General features: G+C 50.4%; 18 protein-coding genes. 11 read left to right on the top strand and 7 right to left on the bottom strand.

What is annotated here, in order from left to right; genetic code table 11:
* The first annotated feature begins 28 nt into the window (after window positions 1–28).
* From IPF95_02765 to IPF95_02740, 6 genes are all read left to right on the top strand, one after another.
* Window positions 29–451, top strand: a complete 423-nt coding sequence (locus IPF95_02765; GenBank protein ID MBK6473616.1) for a hypothetical protein — start codon at window positions 29–31, stop codon at window positions 449–451.
* A 141-nt stretch (window positions 452–592) separates the two neighbouring features.
* On the top strand, window positions 593–838 hold the full coding sequence (locus IPF95_02760) for a hypothetical protein (GenBank protein MBK6473615.1): 246 nt from the start codon (window positions 593–595) through the stop codon (window positions 836–838).
* A 75-nt stretch (window positions 839–913) separates the two neighbouring features.
* Window positions 914–1,489: a DUF3109 family protein gene (locus IPF95_02755; GenBank protein MBK6473614.1), complete on the top strand. Its 576-nt coding sequence runs from the start codon at window positions 914–916 to the stop codon at window positions 1,487–1,489.
* A gap of 473 nt (window positions 1,490–1,962) precedes the next feature.
* Window positions 1,963–2,967: a ribonucleotide-diphosphate reductase subunit beta gene (locus tag IPF95_02750; GenBank protein MBK6473613.1), complete on the top strand. Its 1,005-nt coding sequence runs from the start codon at window positions 1,963–1,965 to the stop codon at window positions 2,965–2,967.
* A 253-nt stretch (window positions 2,968–3,220) separates the two neighbouring features.
* Complete coding sequence (locus IPF95_02745) at window positions 3,221–5,716, top strand: ribonucleoside-diphosphate reductase subunit alpha (GenBank protein ID MBK6473612.1); 2,496 nt, start codon at window positions 3,221–3,223, stop codon at window positions 5,714–5,716.
* 82 nt (window positions 5,717–5,798) lie between these two features.
* On the top strand, window positions 5,799–6,518 hold the full coding sequence (locus IPF95_02740) for a hypothetical protein (GenBank protein MBK6473611.1): 720 nt from the start codon (window positions 5,799–5,801) through the stop codon (window positions 6,516–6,518).
* A gap of 387 nt (window positions 6,519–6,905) precedes the next feature.
* Here IPF95_02740 and IPF95_02735 read toward each other — a convergent pair whose 3' ends face one another.
* Window positions 6,906–7,127 (bottom strand): hypothetical protein, encoded by a 222-nt coding sequence (locus IPF95_02735; GenBank protein MBK6473610.1) that lies wholly within the window; start codon window positions 7,125–7,127, stop codon window positions 6,906–6,908.
* 52 nt (window positions 7,128–7,179) lie between these two features.
* A complete protein-coding gene (locus tag IPF95_02730) occupies window positions 7,180–7,545 on the bottom strand; it encodes a hypothetical protein (GenBank protein ID MBK6473609.1) in 366 nt (121 codons plus the stop codon).
* 348 nt (window positions 7,546–7,893) lie between these two features.
* Here IPF95_02730 and IPF95_02725 point away from each other — a divergent pair, with 348 nt between their 5' ends.
* On the top strand, window positions 7,894–10,710 hold the full coding sequence (locus IPF95_02725; GenBank protein ID MBK6473608.1) for a gliding motility-associated C-terminal domain-containing protein: 2,817 nt from the start codon (window positions 7,894–7,896) through the stop codon (window positions 10,708–10,710).
* Between the two features lie 239 nt (window positions 10,711–10,949).
* On the opposite strand, the gene IPF95_02720 is transcribed toward IPF95_02725, so the two are convergent.
* Window positions 10,950–14,336, bottom strand: coding sequence for a VCBS repeat-containing protein (locus tag IPF95_02720; GenBank protein ID MBK6473607.1), 3,387 nt, complete (start codon window positions 14,334–14,336; stop codon window positions 10,950–10,952).
* 142 nt (window positions 14,337–14,478) lie between these two features.
* Between IPF95_02720 and IPF95_02715 the strand changes: the two genes are divergently transcribed.
* The gene (locus IPF95_02715) at window positions 14,479–15,501 is read left to right on the top strand and encodes a nucleoid-associated protein (GenBank protein MBK6473606.1); all 1,023 of its coding nucleotides are present in this window, start codon (window positions 14,479–14,481) and stop codon (window positions 15,499–15,501) included.
* Window positions 15,501–16,511, top strand: coding sequence for a PHB depolymerase family esterase (locus tag IPF95_02710; GenBank protein ID MBK6473605.1), 1,011 nt, complete (start codon window positions 15,501–15,503; stop codon window positions 16,509–16,511). Before IPF95_02715 ends, IPF95_02710 begins: the two co-directional genes overlap by 1 nt.
* Before the next feature lie 299 nt (window positions 16,512–16,810).
* Here the strand turns inward: IPF95_02710 and IPF95_02705 are convergent, their stop codons facing one another.
* The 4 genes from IPF95_02705 to IPF95_02690 form a co-directional block, all read right to left on the bottom strand.
* A complete protein-coding gene (locus IPF95_02705; GenBank protein ID MBK6473604.1) occupies window positions 16,811–17,461 on the bottom strand; it encodes a YdcF family protein in 651 nt (216 codons plus the stop codon).
* A gap of 403 nt (window positions 17,462–17,864) precedes the next feature.
* A complete protein-coding gene (locus IPF95_02700) occupies window positions 17,865–18,770 on the bottom strand; it encodes a T9SS type A sorting domain-containing protein (protein MBK6473603.1) in 906 nt (301 codons plus the stop codon).
* Window positions 18,771–18,876: 106 nt separating this feature from the next.
* Entirely contained in the window at window positions 18,877–19,797 is a 921-nt protein-coding gene (locus IPF95_02695) for a hypothetical protein (protein ID MBK6473602.1), read from the bottom strand.
* Between the two features lie 3 nt (window positions 19,798–19,800).
* Complete coding sequence (locus tag IPF95_02690; GenBank protein MBK6473601.1) at window positions 19,801–21,249, bottom strand: MBOAT family protein; 1,449 nt, start codon at window positions 21,247–21,249, stop codon at window positions 19,801–19,803.
* 279 nt (window positions 21,250–21,528) lie between these two features.
* Between IPF95_02690 and IPF95_02685 the strand changes: the two genes are divergently transcribed.
* Together IPF95_02685 and IPF95_02680 are read left to right on the top strand one after the other, a co-directional pair.
* Window positions 21,529–22,182: a response regulator transcription factor gene (locus IPF95_02685; protein MBK6473600.1), complete on the top strand. Its 654-nt coding sequence runs from the start codon at window positions 21,529–21,531 to the stop codon at window positions 22,180–22,182.
* Between the two features lie 113 nt (window positions 22,183–22,295).
* Entirely contained in the window at window positions 22,296–22,817 is a 522-nt protein-coding gene (locus IPF95_02680) for a hypothetical protein (protein ID MBK6473599.1), read from the top strand.
* The last annotated feature ends 33 nt before the right edge of the window (window positions 22,818–22,850 follow it).

Raw genomic sequence — 22,850 nt, 5'->3', positions numbered from 1 at the left:
CCTGTGGCGACGGAAGTGCAAAGATGGGATGATCGCGCGTATTGCGATCGTCTATCTTTGCAAGGCAATGACCACCAAGCCGATCCCTGTATTCGCACGCCGCATTTTTTGGGATGTGGATTTCGATAAGCTGGACTATGAGGGCAAGGCGGATTTCGTGATCGAGCGAGTATGCACCTGGGGCGATGTTCCAGATATTCGGCAGGTTAGAAGATATTACGGCGACGAACAAGTATTGGCTGTTCTTCTTGCTGCTGAAAACATGCCAAGCGTTTCACTTTACTTTTGGAGCTCTGTTCTCAACAGACCAGTAACAGACTTTAAGAGCTATAACGTTGGTGAAGAAGAGAAGCCTTACAATACTAAAAGGGCCTACTTTGATCGACTGAACGAAATACATGGTTTGCCGCCCATGCCAGAACCGCATCCGGCTATTTTAAGGATGAGCTGATCGAGGATGTGAAATGCAAGATCATCATCGTTGGATCAAGCGCTGTGAATAGCCAAACCGGACTATTGGATATTCTCTGTCAATAGTTGCCTTCCATTTGTTCTGATCCATGATCGATGATCTACTTATCTTTACAGAAACATGGTATCGTTTGAAGTGGATGTAACGAGTAAAGAGGCCCGAAAGCTATTAGAGCAATTGCGCGACCTTGGCAATATTGCTATGCGACTAAGGAAAGTGCGGACGCTTACGGCGGTAATTGCCGATATTCAGGCGAGAGCCAAGAAATTGCCACCGATCTCTGAGGGGGAAATAACAAAAGAAGTGGAGGCAGTTCGAAAACAACGATACAATGCCTCAGCGCGTAAGCCTCAGGCTCCTCGTTGACACGATTGTTTGCATCAGTTCACTTCTTTCTTCAGATATAAATGAGCTGGTAAGGCAAGTCGCGAGAATTTACAAATGATCGAACACCGTAACACCCTTATTAGCGAGGATATTTTCGAGAAGCGCTTCGTGTGCGACCTCAACGCATGCAAGGGCGAATGTTGCGTGGCGGGCGAGAGTGGTGCGCCTTTGGAGCAAGCAGAAGCTGATCAGTTGAAGGCATTGTGGCCGAAAATAAAACCCTACATCCCGGAAAAAGGTCAACGTGCCATTGAAGAACACGGTGTTAGTGAGGTGGATGATGACGGGGATCTTGTTACTACATTGGTCGAGGGTCGTGGTGAGTGCGCCTTCACCGTTTTCGATGAGCAAGGCATTGCATTGTGCGGCGTAGAAAAAGCGTGGAAGGATGGCGCGATACCCTTCCGTAAACCGATCAGCTGCCACTTGTATCCGATCCGTATCACGAAGTTGAAATTCCACGAAGGCTTGAATTACCACACATGGCCTATCTGCAAGCCAGCCTGTGAGTGCGGTGCGAAATTGGATGTGCCTGTATACCGGTTCTTGAAGGAAGCGCTCGTGCGTAAATTCGGTGAAGAGTGGTTCAAGGAATTGGACGAGATCCACACGGCTTGGCTCGAGCGATAGATCGTCTTGGTCCGAAGTGATCGATACGTTCTTTTTTCCTGAACGAGTGGAATGAATTCACTTCGTCCGAACCGTTACCTCTTTGTGCTCATCGATAACACGTTGCTATCTATTTTCTAGTGTTATCAACCTGTTCCGAGGTTCCGTGTCTCATTATGTTAGTGCAGACGTAGGTTACAAGCATTGTTAATGCTTCGTGAAAAGAAACTGTTGCAAGTGTGGTTTAGTGATCCAGCCCGCGTCAGCAACGGCGTACAAGGTCATGTTGAAAACTACGGAAACTTAGTGGCCTCTTGGACTTGTGAAAAGTAGATCGGGTTCGGACTTTTGTAACCCGACGACGCACTGTTCCAGATCCGTCATCGGCACCAAGAATTTCCTGTTGAATTATTCATTGAGGTCTCCCCCTCATGAAACTTTACCCCCGGTCCCGAACCATGAGTACCAGAACTACACCCACTCAAATAAGTATGATGGATGACATTCTTCCAACGAACGTGGACAACGCTAACGAACCATTGTTACGGGAGAATAAGGACCGATTCGTGATCTTCCCGATCCAACACAATGACATTTGGCAATTCTACAAGCAGCATGAAGCCGGCTTCTGGACCGCAGAAGAGATCGACCTACAGATCGATCTTAGTGATTGGGCGGATAAATTGAATGATGATGAGCGTTACTTCATCAAGCACATTCTTGCCTTCTTCGCTGCAAGCGATGGCATCGTGAACGAGAACCTAGCGGAGAACTTCGTACACGAGGTGCAATATCCAGAGGCGCGTTTCTTCTACGGCTTTCAGATCGCCATGGAGAATATCCACAGTGAGACCTATAGTCTGTTGATCGATACCTTGATCAAGGACCCTACCGAGAAAGATCATTTGTTGCATGCCATTGAAACGGTTGAATGCGTGCAGAAGAAAGCGGAATGGGCCTTGCGTTGGATCAGCAAGGGGAGTTTCGCAGAGCGCTTGGTCGCATTTGCAGCAGTTGAAGGGATATTCTTCAGCGGCAGCTTCTGTTCGTTATTCTGGTTGAAGAAGCGCGGCCTGATGCCGGGTCTCACATTCAGCAATGAATTGATCAGCCGCGATGAAGGATTGCATTGCGATTTTGCCTGCTTGCTCTACAACAAGCACATCGTGAACAAGCTGGATAAGAAAACGGTGACCAAGATCATCATGGATGCCGTTGAGATCGAAAAGGAATTTGTGACCGACGCATTACCGGTGAACCTGATCGGTATGAATGCGAAGTTGATGCAGCAATACATCGAGTTCGTTGCCGACCGGTTATTAATGGAACTGGATAACGAGAAGGTGTTCAACGCTACCAATCCTTTCGATTTCATGGAGATGATCAGCCTGCAAGGCAAGACCAACTTCTTCGAGAAGCGCGTAGGCGAATACCAGAAGGCCGGCGTTATGAATAAGGATAAGGAGGGTAACAAATTCTCACTGGACGCTGATTTTTAGTGCTCCCTTTGAAGCCCAAACACCGTGGTGGAACACGCTCTCCTTGTTAGCGTAGTAAACCCGGCGGGCTTCGATACGGAACTTACCCACCAACTAACAACGTTCGGTTAACGATCCTCCCGGACCTAGGATCATTATGCGTTGTTAAAGAACCCATCTTACGGGTCCAAAAGTTTGACAGATAAACCGGCAAAGGGCGACCAACAACGGGAGTTGAAAGTCGACCGAAGCCACAAAGCCAGCTCAATTAAGTATGTATGTAATTAAACGCGATGGACGCCGGGAGGCGGTGAAGTTCGATAAGATAACCGCCCGAGTTAAGAAGCTCTGCTACGGGTTGGATCCCAGTGTGGATGCTACGCAGGTCACCCTCAAGGTGATCGATGGTATCTACGATGGAGTAACCACATCCGATCTGGATAACCTTACTGCCGAGGTATCCGCCACCATGACCGTGCGCCACCCGGATTACGCACAGCTCGCCAGCCGTATTGCGGTAAGCAACTTGCACAAGAACACCACCAAGTCCTTCAGTGAAGTAATGAAGGACCTCTATGAATACACTGACCCGAAGACCGGAGCGCAAGCAAGCCTCTTGGCCGATGACGTTCACAAGATCATCAGCGACAACGCAGAGGTTTTGGACAGCGCCATTATCTACGACCGCGATTTCAGCTATGATTATTTCGGTTTCAAGACCTTGGAGCGGAGCTACTTGTTACGCACACACGGGCAAGTAGCTGAGCGTCCGCAGCACATGCTTATGCGTGTCGCCATCGGTATCCACAAGAACGATATTGATGCAGCGTTGAGCACATACAATTCGCTTAGCGAAGGATGGTACACGCATGCAACACCAACACTATTCAACGCCGGAACGCCAAAGCCACAGATGAGCAGCTGCTTCTTATTGCAGTTGAAAGAGGATAGCATCAATGGCATTTACGATACACTGAAGCAGTGCGCACAGATCAGCCAAAGTGCTGGTGGCATTGGACTAAGCATCCATAACCTGCGGGCAAAGGGTAGCTACATCAAAGGAACCAACGGTACCAGTAATGGCATTGTTCCGATGTTGCGTGTCTTCAACGATACGGCCCGTTATGTGGACCAAGGCGGTGGAAAGCGCAAAGGCAGCTTTGCCATGTATATAGAGCCATGGCATGCCGATGTGAACGATTTCCTTGATCTGAAAAAGAACCACGGTAAAGAAGAGATGCGCGCCCGCGATCTTTTCTATGCCATGTGGATCCCGGACCTGTTCATGAAGCGCGTGGAGATGGGAGGCGATTGGACGCTGATGTGCCCACATGAATGCCCAGGTCTTAGCGACACATGGGGTGCGAAGTTCGAAGCGTTGTATGAAAAATACGAGAGCGAAGGCAAGGGCCGTCAGACCATCAAGGCACAGGAGCTTTGGTTCAAGATCCTGGAAAGCCAGATCGAGACCGGTACGCCGTACATCCTGTTCAAGGACGCTGCCAACGGCAAGAGCAACCAGCAGAACTTGGGTACCATCAAGAGCAGCAACCTCTGCACGGAGATCATCGAATACACCAGTCCAGATGAAGTTGCCGTATGCAATCTCGGTTCCATCGCGTTACCGAAGTTCGTTACCAAAGGCAAGTTCGATCACGACAAGCTTTTCAGTGTAACCTATGAACTCGCACGCAACCTGAACCGTGTGATCGATCAGAACTATTACCCGATCCCCGAGGCAAAGCGCAGCAACATGCGTCACCGCCCGATCGGTATCGGTGTACAAGGCTTGGCCGATGCGTTCATCCTGATGCGCCATCCGTTCGATAGCGTAGAAGCGAAAGTGCTGAACCGCGAGATCTTCGAGACGATCTACTACGCTGCACTTACCGCGAGCAAGGACCTAGCGAAAGAAGAAGGTCCATACGAGACTTACGAGGGCAGCCCAATGAGTGAAGGCGTATTGCAGTTCGACATGTGGGGTGTGAAGCCAAGTAGCCGTTGGGAGTGGGACGTATTGCGTGAGGAAGTGAAGAAGCATGGTGTGCGCAATAGCCTGTTGTTGGCTCCGATGCCGACCGCCAGCACCGCACAGATCCTTGGTAACAACGAATGCTTCGAGCCATTCACCAGCAACATCTACACCCGTCGTGTATTGAGTGGTGAGTTCGTAGTCGTGAACAAATACTTGCTGCGCGACCTCGTGAAGTTGGGCCTCTGGGGAGAAGACCTCAAGAACAAAGTGGTGGCCAACAACGGCAGTGTCCAGAACATCCCGGAGATCCCACAGAACCTGAAGGACCTTTACAAAACCGCGTGGGAGATCAGCCAAAAGGTCATCATCGACATGGCTGCTGACCGTGGCGCGTACATCTGCCAAAGCCAGAGCTTGAATATCTTCATGGAGAACGTGAACTTCGCGAAGCTCACGAGCATGCACTTCTACAGCTGGAAAGCAGGCCTTAAGACAGGCATGTACTACCTCCGCACCAAAGCCGCAACGGATGCTATCAAGTTCACCGTGGACAAAGCCAAGCTCACTGAGCCAAGCGCTAAGAAAGTTGCCGAAACCTTAGTATCAAAAGCACCGACCGCGAACTTGATCGAGGAAGAAGTGGAAGTAAGTACCGAAGAGCATGATCTACCGGTAACCGCTGTCGAGAAGCAGAACAGTGCGCGCATGAAAGCCATGAGCAAACAAGCCCAGGCCCAAGCCGAGATCAGCTGCTCACTCGATGATCCGGATAGTTGTGAGATGTGTTCTGGGTAGGAGAGCGGCCAAATAACTAACAAGGAAGAGCGGCTTATAGGGCCGCTCTTCGTGAAAAGAGCAATATTCAATAATGACTACTATGAAGAAGCAATCACATGTTATCCCCCTGTCCATAGAATTGAATGAACACGAACAGTGTGCGGAGATATTCGAGAATCTCTTTCTGACATCCGATGGCAATAGCGTTGGATGCGACATTTGGCGCGCATTGGTTGGGGATGAACGATTATACGACAACTGTCTTGGAGAGAATTTCAATCAGTTACTCCATACGATTCATGATGATTGGTTTGGTAACTCTGCATGGAAGGAAACTTCGATTGAATTCTATAACACAACCTACATATTTTGGCTCTACTTGGTAGTCGCTCGAGTGAATGAGGTCTTTGACACGATTGACCCCAAAGGCACAAACCAACTTGTACAGAAGAAGAGGCGGTCACTTTCAACATTCCATGAGATTAACCTCTGGGCCATATTCAGCAAACATCCCAAGGAATTTATTTACGCGCATTGGCCTGAAGCAAGCTGCGAAGGACGGACTCATAGCCGGACACGGTCAACAGCAATTCGCATCAATACGGCTTATCTCAAGGCGCACTACTCTTCAGAGAGTGATAAACGCCCGATTGAGTTGAAGAATCATACTAACGTAGTGGTGGAATATCCCAAACTCACACGACTGACGGAGGGCTTGGTTAAGGATTTTCTTGCTTTCCGGGACTTCATCTGCAAGAACGAGATGGTAATTGATGAACTAAAGAAGGACACGAACGTTCCTTTTGAGAACGTGAGGTAATTACCTGCGCAGGGTCTTACGTCATCGTAGACCCTATGGCACATACGATTGCATGTGTGGGTCCCAGACTCCCGCAATAGATCCCATAAACATAAAACTCAAGCTATTGGAATCCATCTTACCAAGGAAATACCCTTGTTAGCTCAGCCCTGCATGGGCGACACAGCAAAGCGATGGGTCAAGACCCATCGATAGAAGAACGCGTGAATTTTTCAAGCCCTGCAGGGGCGAAATAGTGCGGTCCTATTATTCAGGTTGGAAAACAAGGGTTGCTATTTCGCCCCTGTAGGGCTTCACAACCATTGGTAATGCGAAGTCGATGGGTCATGACCCATCGCTTTGCTATTGCACCCCGCTGGGGTTGTGCTTCAATCAATTCAACAAGGCCTAAGTATTATGGACCTTCCTCAGCATTTGGGCACTTGTGTAGCTCTTGCCTTCTCCGCGCAAGTAGCGGGAATGCGAAGCATCAAGTTGTGCCTTTTGTTCAGCACTCAATTCAAAATTGACCGCCTGATTCAATACCAGATCCACAGAGTGTAATTCAGACTCGCTTTCCGACTCGAGGATCTGCTTCGCAAGGGATACTTTCAATTCGTTGAGTTTCATGGTGCAGTTACTTGACCCTAAGATAGAACCACAGACAGTTGTATGGCCGGCCTCAATGCCGAGCCCCCTCTGCATACGGCCAAGGAATACCGGTGATGACCGTGTCGCCATCAACCGTCGGCGTTTTTACACAGGCAACCATGGTGCCGCCTGGGCATAGGTTCCAGTGCAAATTGGAGTCATCGATCTCGTTGCCGAACGGGATCTCTCCTGCCCATGCATGCGATCGTACGGCGACAAAGAGCGCGCAGGTCCGCTGGGCGATATTGAAGTTGAGGATGTCCGGGTTGAAACCTGCGGAAGACGCTTTTAGTGCTGGTTGTTCCAACGTACTGAGTGCTACTCCGGGTTCCTGCTCAGATGTACATGAGCAGAATGCAAGCATGAGGAACAAGGCAACTAGGTTTACGGGGCGCATGGTTCAGTGTGTTGGTATTCAAAGGTCATTGATCCACGAACTGCGATCGTTCTAATACACAGTCTTTAACGTTTTCACCAGTATGGTCAAGGCCTTCCGAGGCGAATTACACGGAGCAGGACCAAAATGCCATCGGGATACCGATACACAAAGTCTACGACCTTTGGTCAAACGCAATTGTTGCAGGCAACCGAAACGCTATTGAAACGTCATAGGAACAGCGGGTTAGATTAGATTCGCAGGCCATTAGAAGGGTAGCTAAACATGGGAGGTTCAAGGATCATACGGATTTTTGCAGTAGTAGTGCTAGTTATAGGACTATTTGCTCCTTGCCACGCGCAAACGACAGTGCCATTTACCAGTGGACCCATACCTCCATGTGACACCAGTTATTTTACAGCGAATGTGTCCGGTGTTGGTACATTGTACCCTCCAGGATGGGGTGGCGGATGGACTTACTCGCTGCAAATGCTTACGATCAATATAACCAGTGAGCATCCTTGGACATTACAGATCTCGTTGACCTCTCCGGAAGGGACCACGTTACTCTTGTCCGCATTCAATGGCGCGGGTGGACAGAATTACACCAATACCACGTTCCAGTATTTTCAATATCCATCCATCACCACGGGCACTGCTCCTTTTACTGGTGATTGGACAGCAGAAGGGGGATCACTTGATCTTTTCGATTATGAGAATGCGGACGGAACATGGACCATTACCGTGATCGATACAGCTTGCGGCAGTGTAAGTGGTCCTGGACCTGGTGGAATTTGGACCCCCGGATGGTTCGATGGGGGTGCAGGAAACGGTGGTTTTGCATTCTATTTTGATCCTGGCCCGCCGCCATGTTGGGGAGGCATTCCAAGTGATGTGGCTTACGTATGTGCTGGCGAGACCGTTGATGTTGTTGCGTATTATGAAGGCTTGAATACGGGTTACTCCTTTAATTATTGGAATTGGTCCGACCCGAATTTCGATCCTAATGCGGCATCTGGAACACAGACCATTCAAGTGGATGCCACTGATCCTTGGGATAATTGTTGGTATTCCGCTCAGTTCGATATAGTTGAGTCGCCGCCAACAGCGCTCGGCACGGATCAGACCATGGATATCTGTGGAAGCGAAACAGCTGATCTGAATGCATTGTTCGTGCTTTCTGGATCTACGGCCAATTGGTCGTTCGCCGGAGCGTCTATCACAAGCGCATCTGCATCGACTGCCAATGAACCTGGCACCTATCAGATCATTGCCGGTACAGGAACCTGTAGTGATACCGCGTTGGTTACCTTGAACGTTGATCCTGGTCCTGCATTGGGTCCGGATCAATCGGTCAGCATTTGTCCGGGCAGCAGTTTGGATCTTACAACACTTTACACTACCGCTGGAGCAACCGCAGATTGGTACTTTGGTGGAAATGTTCTCACAACGCCGACGGTAGCAGAGTTCGACGGCATTTATACCTTGATCGCTACATCGCCTGGAGGCTGCTCTGACACTGCGGAAGTTACATTGGTGGTGCAGTCCTTGGCATCCGTAGGCGCGGACCAAGTGGTTGATCTGTGCACCAACGCCACGCTCGATCTTACATCACTCTATTCCACTACGGGCTTAACTTCATCCTGGTCGTTAGCTGGAGTGCCAGTAGCAAACGCTTCAGCAGTTAGTACTACGGGCACCTATGAGTTGATCGCTTCCAACGGCACTGGCTGTGCGGATACCGCTTTCGTTACGGTCAATGCGATCGCACCTCCGGACCTCGGACCTGATGCTACGGCCTCCGCTTGCTCCGGTGATCTGGTTGATCTTACTTCCTCGTTCCTTACTGCTGGTCTCACCACGACGTGGACCCTTTCTGGCGCACCGGTCGCTGATCCAACAGCGGTTGACGCAACAGGCCTTTATACAGTTGTTGCAACAGCGGCAAATGGTTGTAGCGATAATGCAACGGTGGATCTGATCGTATCGGCCAACCCTACGCTTGGGCCTGACCAAACGCTGACCGAATGCGCTGGTGTTCTTGTTGATCTCACATCGGTTTACGCCACTGGTTCGAATACGACATCTTGGACCGCAGGAGGTTCAGCGCTTGCTGATCCGACTTCCGTTCTTACCGCAGGTACGTATACCTTATCCGCGACGAACACTGCTGGTTGCACGGCATCAGCGGTTGTTACGTTAATGTTCGAAGCATCGCCAGTTCTTGGTGCGGACCAAACAGCATCCATCTGCGCCGGTTCAACCTTCGATCTTACTGCATTGTATTCCACGGCGAACCACACTACGCAATGGACACTTGGCGGGGCAGCGGTTACCGACCCTGCTGCAGTGAATGCAACTGGGAATTACCGTTTAGTGGCAAGCAATCTCGCTGGTTGCAGCGATACTGCATTCGTTGACTTTGTCGTGAATGACGTTCCTGTTCTGGGCGCTGATCAGTTCTTTACGCTGTGCTCATGGCAGACGGTAGATCTCAGTACGGTATTCCCAACTTCAGGAATGTCGGTTGTCTACACGTTCAATAGCAATCCATTGGCCGATCCGACAATGGTACACGATGCTGGTTCATACATCCTCACAGCAACCAATGTGAACGGGTGTGTTGACGTAGCGGAGGCAACGGTGATGAACATTGAATGTCTTTGCGTTGCGGACTTTGTGCAGGATGCGAAGTGCATGCAGGATCCGGTGAAATTCATTCTTGAAGCCGATTCAGCGGTGGTCGGGGTGCAATGGAATTTTAATGGCGCAGCGGATAACTCCACGGAGATCGATCCTAGTGTGCGTTTTACGCGGGCAGGTGAAGTGTTGGTCTCCCTGCAAGTAACATTGAGCTGTGGTGTTGTCGATGTGGAAAGAACCATGTTCATAGAAGATTGTTCCGACTCTTGCACGGTATGGATACCATCGGCATTCTCACCGAATAACGATGAGCAGAACGATGCATGGAGCTGGAAAGGGGAGTGTACCCCGGAGGATTTTTCAATGGTCATCGTGGATCGTTTTGGCGAAGTGATCTTCAGGACCACAGACCCTGATGCAACTTGGGACGGAACCTACGGTGGAAGGGTTTCACCGGATGGCGTTTATGTGTACAAGGTGGGTTATCGCTTGCCTTACCAAGAACGAAAAGATGTGGTCGGAAAGATCACGTTGTTGCGGTAGAGGCCTTGCACGGTTTAGGACCGACCAAAGAACATATAGAGCCCATCCCAAAATGCTTTCGGGATGGTCTTTATGTTGGATAACGACTTCACGCTTACAGTTCTCAATGTAGTGTTGGCTGTATGAGACTTTGCGATCGCGTCGTTACGACTCCTCAACAGACCACAGTACGTGATTCAAAACCTTTGCATTCTGCATATATGCAGAGTGAAGAATATTCGGAGATGTTCAGGTAAACATCAACGCAAAGCAGCAACACCACTTATCGCATTTCCGCTAGGCATGAAAAGCTGTGCTGGTCCACTGTTATTCACGAACAGGATGCCGGGTGTTTTGGATGTTCCGATGCGTATGGGCATTACGTGGCGTGTATCGTAAGGTGAAAAGATCCCGCTTTCAGCAACAGGTGCAGGTTTGAATCCACCTTTGCCGTCGCCGTAAAGAAGAAGTCCCACACCGGCATCATACCGCACGGTCTCAACTTCGGCACCGTACATGTTCCCACCGCAGATGATGTCTTTCTTACCATCGCCATTCACATCCTGAAGGATAAAGTCGCGGATCGGAAAGAGCTGCGCATGGTTCGGTAATGCGGTTGCAGTGAATTTGCCTTGTCCATCGTTAAGAAGCACCATGCTCTTGAATTCCGTAACGGAAAGTTGCAGTGCGTTCGCCAATTTATCTGCTCCGTAGATCTTCTGCAGATCTGCTTCAGCAAAGGACTTGTAGCTCGGGAACTTCTGCAGGATCACCGGGCATTGCTGCGAAGAACATTCGCGCCCACGCACCGGGAGTTCACCACTATTTCCCGTCTTGGCAAGAACAATATCGTTGGTGCCGGTTCCATCCAGATCGCCGGAATAGACCTTCAGTGGTCGTTCGTGGGATGGGTGGAACTTGTTGTTCATTCCAAGATTGCCAGCGAGTATATCCAGGTCACCATCACCATCAATGTCCTCCACACGAAGGCCTTGCCACCAGCCGGACATGGTCGTGTCTATCATGTTCGCTGTAGCATCTTTAAACGAGCTGCCAGTATTCTTCAGAATGCGCAAGGGCATCCATTCTGCGGCAACGATCAACTCGTTCTTCTTGTCGCCATCGAGATCCGCGAACTGCGCCGCGGTGATCATTCCCAGTTCGTTTCCCTGTTGCAACCAATTCGCAGTTGCATCAATGAATCGGCCATTCTCGTTCAGGAGGATCTGGCATTGCGGTGAAAACGGATAAAAACCGGGCACATTCCGACCGCCTACGAATAGGTCCAGATCGCCATCGGTATCCAGATCCTCGGAGACCACGCAACTGGTGCTGTTATAGCTTTCCGGAAGTGCATTAGGTGCTTCGATGAAATTCCCTTTGCCATTGTTCAAGAACAACCGGTCGCGATACTCCTTCGCACCCTTTGGAAACTCCGTACTCCCGGCAGCTAGGTAAATGTCCGGATCACCATCGCCGTCCGCATCGAAGAAATGTGCGCCAATGAATTCAGAGTTCTTGTAAGAGCTCCACGGTTGCGATCCTGCTTTCGTGAATTTTCCAGATGCGCTCTGCAGGTACAACGTAGTTGCGCTTCCTGTTTCGCTGGTAATGATCATATCATCAAGGTCATCGCCATTCACATCGGCTACAGCAGCCCCGGGCCCGTGTTGGCTTTGTTGTTGGGGTAATAAAGGTTCCTTGAGAAAGTCATCGAACGCGTTTTCTTTATGAGCAGTTACCCCGCTCAAATTCGAGGAACGATCCACATAGAATGATCGCTGATCTTCTTTTGGCCGTGCCGCACGAGCAGCCGCCTTCATGTCCACTGTCATGCGCTGATCGACCGTTGGGGATGAAATGATCGTGCGTGTTCCATCGTACCAATCGATCATCAGCTCATCCACGGAGCCATCGCCCAAACCAAAATGGACGATCGGTTCCACACTGCTCTGATAACCCCGGCCAAGCCAAAGCTCAAACGTTTGGATACCCTTCGCGTTCTTAATGGTCACGGTGGTTCCGATCGCATTGGGATTCAGGTCTTCACCTTTCAGGAGAATTTGGATGAAGTGATCGTTTCCAAGTTGTCGCGCACGGTTCTCGATGACCTTGCATTTGTCGTTCACATCGGCAGAAACAATATCCAGATCGCCATCGCCATCCAGATCCGCATACGATGCTCCGGTCGCGGCATTACTGTGGTGAAAGTTCCACGGGTCCATGGCCTTTTCGAAGGTGAGGTCTCCTTTGTTCCGGAAAACGCTGGTCTCTTTGTAGTGGCTTGGGGCAAGATCAAGGATCTGTTTGAAGTTTGGCCGTCCGCCACTTTCTTCCGTTATTGCATTCGCCTTGATGTTGAAATCAACATTTCCGATATCGCGCGGAATGCCATTGGTAACGTAAAGGTCCTTCCAACCATCATTGTCCAGATCCACAATGAGTGGGCACCAGCTCCAGTCTGTCTTGTCCACCCATGCGGCCTGCGCGATCTCTGCAAAATGGCCATTGCCCAGGCCAAGGTGTAGCGTGTTCACCATGTATTGATGGTTCATACCGTTCTTCACCATGTTCCGGAATTGATCGGGTTTCATGCCGGCCATATTCTCCTTGCTCAGTTTATGGTCTCCAATGGCCATGTCCAGTTCCATCATATCCGCAACACCGTCGTTGTTCAGATCCCCTCGATCCACGCCCATGGCGAAATATGAGGTGTGCCTTAGGAACTCCAATGCACGATCCGAGAAGCGTGGTATGCCATCCCGTGTTCCGTTATTGATCATCAATTTGTTGGGCGAGTAGTAATCGCAGCTGGTGTAGATATCGTTGCGTCCATCGCCGTTGATATCACCGATCGCAACGCCGAGGCCCCAATTGCGGCTCGCCGTTCCAGCGGTCGCGGAATGCTCGGCGAAATGTCCGGTTCCATCGTTCAGGTAAAGGCGATCGGATTGGTCCGCAACAGGCAGGAACCGTGGATCGGTGATGGCATTGTTCAAATTCTTGAAGTCCACGCGATGTGCGAGAATGAAAACGTCAAGATCACCATCACCATCCAGGTCGGCGAAACTGGCTGCGGTATGGTGCCCTTCATCCGCTACACCTCTCTCCGCGGCTTCGTCCACGAATTTCAGAGCTCCTTTGTTGATGTACAACCGGTTGCGCCGGTATTTCACGGGCCAGTATCCCGGACCGGAACCGCAGACGTAAATGTCCAGCAATCCATCGGCATTCGCATCCATCATGCACACACCGGTCGCCCAAAGCCCTACCAAATTGAATCCCGCGGTCTTCGTTACATCACTGAACTTCAGGTCCCCATTGTTCTTGTAGATCGCACCGCCGTTCCGGTTGCTCACGCATACGATCTCCGGTAGTCCGTCATTGTCAAGATCACCGGTGGCAACACCGCCACTATTGTAGATGTAGCGGTAGTTGAGGTAGTTCGCGCTATCGTCCTCAATGACACGGTTCACAAAATTGATGCCCGTACGTTCAGCGTCCAAGATGACCAACATTGGCGATGGCGCTGCAGCCTCTTGCGCACTGTTCTCGATCGGGTCAGGACTTGATGGAGTTCCACAGGACATCCAGACCAATGCAACACAAAAAAGCGACGTGTAGTTGATCAAACCGTTATTTGTCATTGTTGATAGCGTTGGAATTGAAGAGGCCAACGCATGCACAAAATACCACTATTCTTCATACCGCTATTGACGAGCGATCGAATTCGGACACTCGCGAACGATCTGCTTTCTTTGCCGCCTCGAGTAGATCGAGGAGAAGAACATGATCATTGGAAAAGAGGCGAGTGTAGGTTCATTCATTCTACATCGCGTTGGGGCGACAGTAGAAGGGAGCGTGTTGGCGGAACAGGATGAGGAAATGATGCGGGAGGAGGATCAGGAATTCCTGCGCAAACTGTTCTTGAAACCATTCGCAACGGCGATACACACTTCGGAATTCACGCATGCTGTTGGGTTGGAATACAACGTGCTACATCGGTTGTGCAGGTCGATCCAAGAAGAAGGTGAGTTCGTGGAACGGTCACGGGACATTGCAAAGCACTTGATCGATAGCAGTCAGCACCACAACATAAAGTCGGGAGATCTGTTCATTGCACGATTCAGCGATGTTGAACTTGGCCTAAGGCATTACCAAGCCATTGGGATCTACAAGTACGACAGCAAAGAGGTATTCATGGAGACGAAGGTCCGAGGCAAGTCGATCGAGCTGGATCTGCGCAAAGGCTTAGGTAGCGCCAAACCGAACAAAGCCTGTTTAGTGGTGTTCACTGAAGAGGCGCCAACGCTGTTCGTGCTCGATGACAACGACCACACAACCTATTGGCAGAATGATTTCATTGGTTTGAAGGCCAAGAAGGACAATGTGAACAGCACCAGCAATATGTTGGAACTCACGAAGAGTTTCATCACGGACCAATTGCCGCAGAACTATGAGATCGCCAAGGCGGATCAGATCGATCTGTTGAACCGTTCGGTGAATTATTTCAAGAGCAATACGGAGTACGATCAAGAAGTGTTCGAGCAAACGGTATTCCAAGAGCCGAAGGTCATCGAATCATTCAAACGGTTCGGGGATGAGTTCAAGCAAACGCACGATCTGGAAATGGATCCGCGATTCGAGATCTCAGCGCAAGCCGTAAAAAAGCAAGCGCGCATCTTCAAGAGCGTGTTGAAATTGGATAAGAACTTTCACATCTACATCCATGGAGATCGGAACAAGATCGAGCGTGGCACCGATGAAAGCGGTCGGAAATTCTACAAGATCTATTTCGAAGAAGAAAAGTGATGCGAGCTGAACAACGGAGCTTGAGCAGTGTGATACGTTGCAGCGCTTCCATGGGTAAGCTCTTCCTGCTATGTAGTATGCTGCTCCGGATGAGTTACTTGTTCGGGCAAGAAACATTCGAGGTCAAGGAATTTGGTCCTGATCCCGGAAACCTTCGGATGATCGTTCATCTACCTGAGAATGTGGGGTCGGACGTAAAGCGTTTGCCGATGGTCGTGGCTTTGCATGGTTGTACACAGAACGCCGAGGAACTTTTGGAAATGACCGGTTGGGACAAGCTCGCGGACCTGCGGGAATTCATACTGGTATGCCCGGAACAGCGCGGTTCGAATAATATGATGCAATGCTTTGATTGGTTCCGTGCCAAAGATGCCGTAGGTGAGCAAGGCGAATTGGCATCGATCATGAGCATGATGGAACATGCCAAGCAAACGTGGCCGATCGACACGGGGCGTGTGTTCATCTACGGTGTTTCTGCAGGAGCTGCAATGGCTGTGAATGCAATGGTCGGGCATCCGGCAACGTTCCGAGCGGGTGCAACAATTGCCGGTGGTCCATTCTTGGGTGATGTGGGTTTGCTCACCGCGGCGCGATCACTAGGCGACCCACCGGACCGAACACCGCAGGAATGGCGCGCAATTATTTCCGAGGTATATCCGGACGCGATCGGCCCTTGGCCACGATTGATCGTGATGCACGGAACCAACGACAAGGTCGTAGATCAACGCGCTTCATTGGAGTTGATCGATCAATGGGTAGGCCTGAATGGGTTGGATGCAGAAGCCGATCGGATCGAGGTCGAAATGGACGGCCACTTGGGCATATCGCAATTGAAATACAACGACGATGCTGGACGAGCAGTTGTAACGAGTTTTGTCTTCGACGGAGTGGGACACGCGATCGTGATCGATGCGGGTGAAGGTCCTTGCCAAGGCGGAATTACGGGAAAACGTTCAGTTGATCTTGACTTCCATAGCACGTGTGTGATCGCCGATCTATTCGGTTTGTGAATGCGCTTAAGCAGAGTGGCCTGCAACGACCAAAGCTGATCAACTATCCGATCACGTGATCACCTTTCACCTATGCTCCAGCTATCCCTGTGACTCGTGAATTAAAGCAAATGTGAAAGGTGAATGTTTCATAGGCTCTATCACTGCCGGCTGTCTTGAAAACTTAACCCTTGGGTCTTGTAACTTGAGTCTTCTTCAACGCCCAAGGCCAAACGCCTAGCAAACGAAAACCGCTGGAACTGCGCACTGCGAACTGCGCACTGCTCACTGCTCCCTGCTATCTGCCAACTTTCTCATATTCACTCCTTCCACTCAACGTGCTTGCCCAACGTCCCCATGAAGCGTTTCCATTTTGATTCACGTTCCACGATCGAAACGAAATCGGACTCGTACGCAGAACTTGGGTCAATGGCCGGAGTGCTTTGGTCCATGGCAGCAATGGTGTCTTCCAACATTGGGATCACGGTGATCTCCGCGTCAAGTCTTCGGTGCATTTTGCGCACGAACCGTTTAAGCAGTTTGGTCTGGAAAATATCCGAAGCCAAGGCTACCTTTTCGAAGCCTTTTGAGCGGGCCAACTTGTAACCGTAGAACACATTTTCAGTGCTGTGCTCCGCTTGTGTCTCTGCGAAGACATGGCTTTCCGGAATGCCCATTTTCACTGCGTACAAGCGCATGATCTCCCCTTCTTTATACGGACTGTAAACATCAGATCCGGAACAGATGATGTTCTTGGTAACGCCGCTATCATAAAGGTGTTTCGCCCACAACATGCGTCCTTGCGTGATCCTATCCCATTTACCGTTCAAGAAGGGTGTTCCTGGAACGATCACAGCATCAAAAGGTTGTTTCGCTAAAGCCTTGTTGTAATATTTCAAGGGGTTCGATATGGTACATCCCGAAAGGAACAGAACTGAAAATACGACAAGTGGAATGAATGTGTTACGCATATTTATGGTTTTTACTGGTCCGGTGAGAGACGGGATCCGTCATTGGCAATTAAAGAGGTATCGCGGTATTCATTCGCTACTTACATTGCGGAGTAAAGATCGTGCGCTTCTGTTCAACAAGCTTGCGCCTAGTTTTGTTCACACATGAGCAACGTGTAGAACGGGGATTGAGAAAAGTCTTCGGCGAAGGATACGGAAAATCGTATTACGTTAGATTCCGTAATACAGCCATGAAAGAACTCAAAGAATTCTGGAATACCTACTCGCGCTACTTTGTGGACATCTGGCAATACCTGATCATCATCGTGATCTTCATTATTGCCGCGTTGGTGATCTTGTGAGTTGATCGCAGAGCCGTCAATTGGTTCACGAACGAAACATCCCGACGAACCTCGGAACGTTCTTACCGTGCGATCACCAACGGAACCGCGCTCACCGCACCTGTTACATCTGTTGCACGCAACACATAATAGCCCTCAGGTAGTTGCTCCACCGCTAGTATGTAGCGATCAGCGTTGCTGATGGTTTCATTCAGTACGATCTTGCCACTTGCATCATAAACCAGTAGTTGCTTTAGTGGCTTGGCTTTGGTTGAAGAGATCTGCACGTGGGTGTTGGCCGGTTGCGGCATTACCGTGAGGTCGGTAGTGGGCAATAACGTTTCATGGACGTTCAGCGTTAGTGCGCAACTGCCGTTCGGTGGAACAATATCCTGATCTGAATAGCAGATGCGGTCACAATAGCATTCGTAAATAATAGAACATGACGCATGACCGGGAAAGTGTTCTCCGCCAATATTTCCACCGATCCGCTCCATGATCGTTTCTCCTGAATTGAATTCGAAATCTCCATCGGTTCCGATCAAGCTCAACGTGCGTAACGGAAATCCATCAACAACAGTAGTAGAGGTGTCCGTCACCAACCAATAGGAATCGGGACAGTCTTGCCCGTATGGCCAGAAAGGAGTCCATCGATCACCGGGGAGGGCGCTGAACCAATAGAGTGTATCCCAAGTCGTTCCGTTGTATTCCCAAACCACATCACCGTCCGTGGTCGTAAAGAATTCTGGTCGGTGTGTGTTGATGAGCGTATCGTTACCCATTATCTCAGTTGTCAGAACAGTCATATCAAACCGTTGCGATACATACCCCTCAATGACCGTGTCACCCAAGTATTTAATGTACGTCTTCGAATCGACCCATGGATTACCGGTATCATAGATCCACGCTGCTCCAGGCGGGCACCAGTTCTGTGCATTCAGTGCTGCAACAAAAAACAAGAAGGTAGCGAGGGAAAGTAGCTTTCTCATTGTGTCAGTATCAAGTGCGTTCCGCGTAAGACACCGAAAGATAGGAAATAGCTGTTCGTGAAAAATAAGCTCCCGACTTTATAAGCCTGGTCAGCCCGTTCAGGAGCTACAACCGTCCCAAACACCACGCGGTGAACTCCTTGCTTCCGGCTTTTCCGAAATGCGAGCCATCCACATAAAGGGAGTCTGGCCAATGCCGTTCATTAGCATCAATGAGGGTATGGCCAAGCGGCACCAGCATTGCGCGCAAACGCTCAACGTGCTGCGCTTGTTGGGCATCGTTCTCTTTGGTGCGTAAGCCATCGCGGTAAGCACTTTCAAGTACCACCAGATCAATGTTCATTGCACGCATGTTCTTTGCAAAGTCAGTGAATGCCAAGTACCGTTCCTCATCCATCAATTCGCTCTTGGGTGGCCCTGCATTGAAACGGCCATGATCAATTCGATCGGCAGGTACCACCAATGTTGCACCGCCACAGGCATCAAAACCAAGGTATTCGTAATTGGCGGGATCCGTGAAGCGCAGTTTGTTCGATTCCGATTGACGCAAGTAGTACGGTGCGTTCCAATGCCTCAAATAACTGAACCAGGTAGGCGAGCCATTCACGTAGGAGGCGATCGATGCACTATCCTCCGCAAGTACGTTCTCTTCTTTCTTGAAGTCCATCATATTCGTCGCGACGATGACGGTTTTGGGATGGTACTTCTTGGCCAGTATCGAACCCAGCAAGCGTACTTCGGATGCACCTGTTCCCCAAGCCCCTGCATTGAGGTAGGCGATCTTACCATAGTGATCAAGGACGGCCTCGGTATTCAAGTTGTTCAGCGTCATGCTGGAGCCGACCGCGAGCACATCCAACTTTTCAGGAACGGTGTTGCGGGCGAACGCTAGTTTTTCGTTCACGGCAATGTTCGGCGTCACGCGCGGCGCTGGAACGTAACGGTGCTGGATCATCAGGTACAGCACTGGGATCAACAGCGCGAACGAGCCCAACTTCAGAATGCGTGCTATGAAGGAGATGATCATCCGCTAGAACTGGAAATAAATGAATTCACCGCCGGAAAGTGGAGCGCCGAGCATGATCACTGCAATAACGCCATAATAGAGGGCATACCGAACTGGTCTTGAACGCACGTGATCCAGCTGTAGGCCATACTGTTTTTCCCTGGAGATCCACTCCAACGCAAGTGTGACCATGATACCCAACACAGCGAACGCCAGCATGCGTTTACTCGCGATGGCCGGAGCGTTGAACAGGGTGCGGGAAGCGATGGAGCCTAGCACATCGTAGGCTTGCTGCATGCTTGCGGCACGGAAAAAGATCCACGCGAAACACGTAATGGCGAACGTGGAGACCATCTGCCAAAGCTCAAGTGCCGTGGGTAACATTCTTCCCTCGGCGACTGTATTCGTCATCGCGCGGTTCTTGCCGAGCAGAAGGAGTGGTAAGAAGAGCAGCCCGTTGATCAGGCCCCAGAAAACGAATGTCCAGTTTGCACCGTGCCAGAAACCGCTCACCACGAATATGATCAGCACGTTGCGCACGTTCAATGCTTTGCCCAAACGGCTGCCGCCAAGTGGAATGTACACGTAGTCGCGGAACCATGTGCTAAGGCTGATGTGCCACCGCCGCCAGAATTCCGCAATATCCCGACTGAAGTAAGGGTAGGCGAAGTTGCGCATCAGATCGAAACCGAAAAGGCGTGCACTGCCGATGGCGATATCGCTATACCCGCTGAAATCACCATAGATCTGGAATGCGAAGAGGATCGCGGCCATGAACAGGGTGCTTCCATCATGCATATGGTGGGCCGCGAAAATGGGATTCACGATCTCCGCACAATTATCGGCCACAACAACTTTCTTGAACAGCCCCCAGAGCATTTGGCGGACCCCATCATACGCCATGGATCTATCGAACTTACGCAAGGTGCTGAATTGCGGTAAGAGGTTAACGGCCCGCTCAATGGGCCCGGCAACCAGTTGTGGGAAGAAGCTGACATATGCAGCAAAGGCGATCGGTTGGCGCGAGGGTTCCAATTGCCGTTTGTACACATCGATCGTGTAACTCAACGTCTGGAAGGTGTAGAAGCTTATACCGACCGGTAGAATGATGTTCAACCGGGATGTGGTGAACTCCGAACCGAACAAGGTGAATGCATCGGCGAAGCTGTCAGCAAAGAAATTGTAGTACTTGAAGAATCCTAGAAAGCCGAGGTTAATGGCTATGCTGGTCCAGAGGAGGTACTTGCGCTTTCGTTCATCATCGGTATTGCCAAGGGCCACACCAAGGCTGTAATCCAGCAAGGTGCTGAAGGCGATCAACCCCAGAAAGCGCCAATCCCACCACCCATAGAAAACATAGCTGGCCACCAACACGATCACGTTCCGGCGGCGCTGGCTGTTACCGCCTACCCACCAATACAGGAGGAAGACGATAGGCAGGAAGAGCGCGAAGTCGATCGAATTGAACAGCATAGGGTCGCCGTTCTACGGCTTTTGGTATTCCTTGGTTTCAGGGTTGATACGCCAGCTTGGCCCTGTTAATTGGGTGCACGCCGCTGTATTGTCGCAAATCTATTTTCTTGTGCGTTCGCGATGCGTTGAACCGCATGGTATGGTGAACAGTTGGGTGTGGAGTACCCGGCAGCTTCTGCCATAGCTGCACTATAAGGGCAGATCGAAGAAACCTTTAGAACAGAAAAAGATCTTCGAAAACTGAGGTTATTTCATCGGATAGTACGAACTTGGCAGACCATGTCCGCAGAAAACAAGACCGTACACATCCTGGTAGGAGACCCGTTGGAGCTTATAGCCGATGGACTTCGCGCACGATTAGCTGAGTTCCCTCAGTTCCAAGTGGTCGGTTTCGCCAACAATGGAAAGGACGTCCTTTCGTTCATCAAGAATAACCAAGTAGACCTTGTTCTGCTGGAGGTTTCGCTTCCGGTCTTGGATGGCATCGACACCATGCGTGCCATCAAGAAAAGTCATCCCGGGATCAAGGTAATTGCGCATTCTCAGCTCACTGAGGTCGAGTACATCAATAGTATGCTCATTGAAGGTGCGTTGGGTTATTTGACCAAGGATGGGACCAAGGAGGAACTGATGTTGGCCATAAGGGCCGTGATGAACAACGAGCAATTCGTCTGCGATGCCGCCAAGGAAAGCAAGGAGAAGGGCTACTCCTTTACGGAGAAGAACCCGGATGGGGAGTATATAGGCCTTACCGCTCGTGAGCGGGAGGTCATTAAGATGATCGCTTTGGAACGGACCAATGGCGAGATCGCGGCTGCACTCTTCATCAGCGAGGATACCGTAAAGACGCACCGCAAGCACTTGATGCTGAAACTGAACGTACGCAGTGCAGCAGGCATCGTGAAGTATGCGATGGACCGCCGGTGGGTGTGATCGGTTGCCCCTTCATTCTATTAGGTTGAAGCAAGTTTCCCCACATGTGGGTATTGTGGGCGGCGGCATGGGCCCGGACATTTGTATCGTCAATGTCACACACACTCCCCACAATGAACAAGCAAGCCTCCAACCTCTTCCTCTCAGCCCTTATTACCGGTCTTTTCGCACTGATCGGCCTAGGCCTCTTCGCTGCTCCCGGCAACGAGACCACCACGGATAAGTTGGTACTGACCGGATGGTTGCACATGGATACCTTGGATGCACAGGATGTGGTTCTCGCGGTTGAGTTGGGAGATTCCCAGTGCATGTTCGCCAAGGTGCAGCCTAACGGTCGCTTCGAGTTCCATGTTCCTGTGAACGTGAAAGCCCGGTTGATCTTTTACAAGCCCGGCTTCATCACTAAGTCCGTAGACGTTGATACGCGCAACGCACTGAACACGAAAGACGCTCAGAAAGCCAACCAAAAAGTGGATTTCGATGTGGTGCTTGAAGCCGCCGATACCAACCGCGGTCTTGAGTACGCTGGTCCTGTAGGAACCATCACGTTCCTGAACGGTTCAGGCCTAATGAAAGTAAAGCACGACCGCAAGATGGTTCCTGTTGAGACCTTGGCCGCTCTAGTAGGAGAATAAGAACAGCATAATAAGAAACGTGAAAGCCCTCGC

This window comes from Flavobacteriales bacterium (assembly GCA_016704485.1).
Lineage (GTDB): Bacteria > Bacteroidota > Bacteroidia > Flavobacteriales_F > PHOS-HE28 > PHOS-HE28.
The sequence above is the reverse complement of the archived record's forward strand: the minus strand, read 5'-3'. Positions and strand labels throughout refer to the sequence as shown.

Excerpts from the sequence above, each read along its gene's own strand:
- IPF95_02765 (MBK6473616.1), top strand. The coding sequence starts at position 29 with ATGATCGCGCGTATTGCGATCGTCTATCTTTGCAAGGCAATGACCACC.
- IPF95_02760 (MBK6473615.1), top strand. The coding sequence starts at position 593 with ATGGTATCGTTTGAAGTGGATGTAACGAGTAAAGAGGCCCGAAAGCTA.
- IPF95_02755 (MBK6473614.1), top strand. The coding sequence starts at position 914 with ATGATCGAACACCGTAACACCCTTATTAGCGAGGATATTTTCGAGAAG.
- IPF95_02750 (MBK6473613.1), top strand. The coding sequence starts at position 1,963 with ATGGATGACATTCTTCCAACGAACGTGGACAACGCTAACGAACCATTG.
- IPF95_02745 (MBK6473612.1), top strand. The coding sequence starts at position 3,221 with ATGTATGTAATTAAACGCGATGGACGCCGGGAGGCGGTGAAGTTCGAT.
- IPF95_02740 (MBK6473611.1), top strand. The coding sequence starts at position 5,799 with ATGAAGAAGCAATCACATGTTATCCCCCTGTCCATAGAATTGAATGAA.
- IPF95_02735 (MBK6473610.1), bottom strand. The coding sequence starts at position 7,127 with ATGAAACTCAACGAATTGAAAGTATCCCTTGCGAAGCAGATCCTCGAG.
- IPF95_02730 (MBK6473609.1), bottom strand. The coding sequence starts at position 7,545 with ATGCGCCCCGTAAACCTAGTTGCCTTGTTCCTCATGCTTGCATTCTGC.
- IPF95_02720 (MBK6473607.1), bottom strand. The coding sequence starts at position 14,336 with ATGACAAATAACGGTTTGATCAACTACACGTCGCTTTTTTGTGTTGCA.
- IPF95_02715 (MBK6473606.1), top strand. The coding sequence starts at position 14,479 with ATGATCATTGGAAAAGAGGCGAGTGTAGGTTCATTCATTCTACATCGC.
- IPF95_02710 (MBK6473605.1), top strand. The coding sequence starts at position 15,501 with ATGCGAGCTGAACAACGGAGCTTGAGCAGTGTGATACGTTGCAGCGCT.
- IPF95_02705 (MBK6473604.1), bottom strand. The coding sequence starts at position 17,461 with ATGCGTAACACATTCATTCCACTTGTCGTATTTTCAGTTCTGTTCCTT.
- IPF95_02700 (MBK6473603.1), bottom strand. The coding sequence starts at position 18,770 with ATGAGAAAGCTACTTTCCCTCGCTACCTTCTTGTTTTTTGTTGCAGCA.
- IPF95_02695 (MBK6473602.1), bottom strand. The coding sequence starts at position 19,797 with ATGATCATCTCCTTCATAGCACGCATTCTGAAGTTGGGCTCGTTCGCG.
- IPF95_02690 (MBK6473601.1), bottom strand. The coding sequence starts at position 21,249 with ATGCTGTTCAATTCGATCGACTTCGCGCTCTTCCTGCCTATCGTCTTC.
- IPF95_02685 (MBK6473600.1), top strand. The coding sequence starts at position 21,529 with ATGTCCGCAGAAAACAAGACCGTACACATCCTGGTAGGAGACCCGTTG.
- IPF95_02680 (MBK6473599.1), top strand. The coding sequence starts at position 22,296 with ATGAACAAGCAAGCCTCCAACCTCTTCCTCTCAGCCCTTATTACCGGT.